This window comes from Bartonella sp. AA9NXGY, assembly GCF_042196845.1.
Lineage (GTDB): Bacteria > Pseudomonadota > Alphaproteobacteria > Rhizobiales > Rhizobiaceae > Bartonella.
The window spans coordinates 1-1936 of record NZ_JBHIRB010000069.1 but is presented as its reverse complement, the minus strand read 5'-3'; the positions used below and the strand labels follow the sequence as shown (position 1 = coordinate 1936).

The 1936-nt window shown below is 42.1% G+C and carries 2 protein-coding genes; both read right to left on the bottom strand.

Annotated elements, in window-relative coordinates:
• Positions 1-89: 89 nt before the first annotated feature.
• Positions 90-494: a hypothetical protein gene (locus ACFIM6_RS09805; protein WP_375612664.1), complete on the bottom strand. Its 405-nt coding sequence runs from the start codon at positions 492-494 to the stop codon at positions 90-92.
• Positions 491-1936: filamentous hemagglutinin (locus ACFIM6_RS09800; protein WP_375612663.1), on the bottom strand; the 1446-nt coding region annotated here is incomplete at its 5' end. The genes ACFIM6_RS09805 and ACFIM6_RS09800, both read right to left, overlap by 4 nt.

Below are 1936 nucleotides of genomic sequence, written 5' to 3'. Positions count from 1 at the left end.
AATATTGAGATGATTGGTTGAGAAAACAATCCCACCATTCCAAGCGAAGGCAAGGATGGCGGATTGTTGATCATCACCAATAGAAACACTTAAGGTTGGCATTTGCGACTATTTTTATATTTTTTACAAAAAGGGCTGTTTAAGCGCTTCTTGACACTGCGCTGTGGTATGACAGCACCTGGACGACAAATGGGAAGATCCTCGGCTTTATGATTTACACACCAAGTTCCCCCTCCCACTTTATCACGAAAACCTGATTGAATCATACAAGCTTCTATGGTTGCTATTGCATTGTAGCTGAGCTTTCTGCTTTCTGGATCAGTATCATAAGGGGTTGGCATTCCACATTCTAATAAGGCTTTTCCTACCTCAGTAAAATCAGTAACACCATTTTTCTCCCACGTAGCTATCTCTCCTGGAGGAGGTTTATCGATATTACATCCAGTTACACCCACCAAAACTATTCCACTTAATAACTTTAAAATGTATTTCATTTTTTACTCCTTGATTTACTTAAAGGAAATTGTTCACGATGAGATGTGCCATAAAACTTTTGGCATTTATAACCCACATCTCCAAGGCAAGTATGGGAGCTTATGGGATTCATGATCACTCTCCACCATTCTTTCCACATGTTACTACCAGTAGGTATTGTCTCGTAAGTATAGCCATTGCCGCCAATAATTCTGCTTACAAAGTCGTATCTATTCCCATCAAAGCCAATAGTGGTTTGTTTGCCATCACTCACATAACCTAACAGACCGGATGCAACTAAAGCATTAAAGGCTGGTCCATAGAAATTGATATTCGTGTTGTCGGCTATACCGTGAACACCTTCTTGTTTGAAAGAATTCAGCATATTCCCCAATGTCATTGTCCCGCGACTATGTCCATAAAGTTCTAATCCTGTAAGACCATGGCTATACACCAAATCTTTTGCTTCTTGTGTTGAATTGGTCAAACCCCAAAAGTTATTTTCCATAAACTTCTGATAGCCCGCGACTAGAAGTTCTGAAATAGCAGAATCAGCTTCTGGGAACACCACAAAATAAAGCGGTTCATTTTTATCCTTCGCATGTTGAACCGCATAAACAGCGGCTTCCTCTGGTGGAGTAAAGATGCCATTAAAGGACACATGCACCTTGCCATCAGCACCCTCTTGTAAATGCTGCTTTTCTTCATCCGTTAAATAATGTGCGTGAGGTATTGGTTGTCCACGAGCGTCTCTTATAGGTACCCCATTCGCATCTATTTCATAGATTGTATTGCCATTTTCATCACGGTCGACCACGGCGATGGGGTGCTCTTTGATAAACATGGTTTTATAGGAGTCATCACTGTATTTAAATCCTTCTTCCAACAATTGCGTTGCCATTTCGCGGTTTTCATGGACGATTTGTTCCAGCTTGCCTGCATCGAGCTGTTGTACACCTTTATGGGCGGTGGCAGTATCCCGATTAAGGGAGGCTATGGCTTGCTCAACATCTTGCCCTGTCAATGCCTTCTGCCCTGCTTCATCAGTAATGACGATAGTGCCATTGCTGATAGCAGATTTGGTATATCCTTCCTCTGAATCTTTAGCTTTTGAATGATCTAAGACATTTTTAGCAATGTTTTTCCCGACACCATATTTGCCCTGATACATCGGACCACCCGCCGAAATGCTTAAACCTTGGCTGCTAGCTTGCGCATGCGCACTGTTGCTGATATCACTGGTGCTAATGCTTCCTGTGGTCAGGCTGTTTTTTTCTGCCGGCGCGGTGCTTTCAATAATACCTCCGGTCAGCGTTGTTTTATCTTTAACGTTGATCTTAAAACCACCATCACCCGCTTTGATGCCTGATTGCTCCACAACACTATGATAATCGCTAGAGGATTTATCCTTGTTCAAGGAAATATTGGTTGTGGCTGTACCATCCTTTTCTCGGCTATTATA

Coding starts and splice junctions, on each gene's coding strand:
- ACFIM6_RS09805 (WP_375612664.1), bottom strand. CDS start 494: ATGAAATACATTTTAAAGTTATTAAGTGGAATAGTTTTGGTGGGTGTA.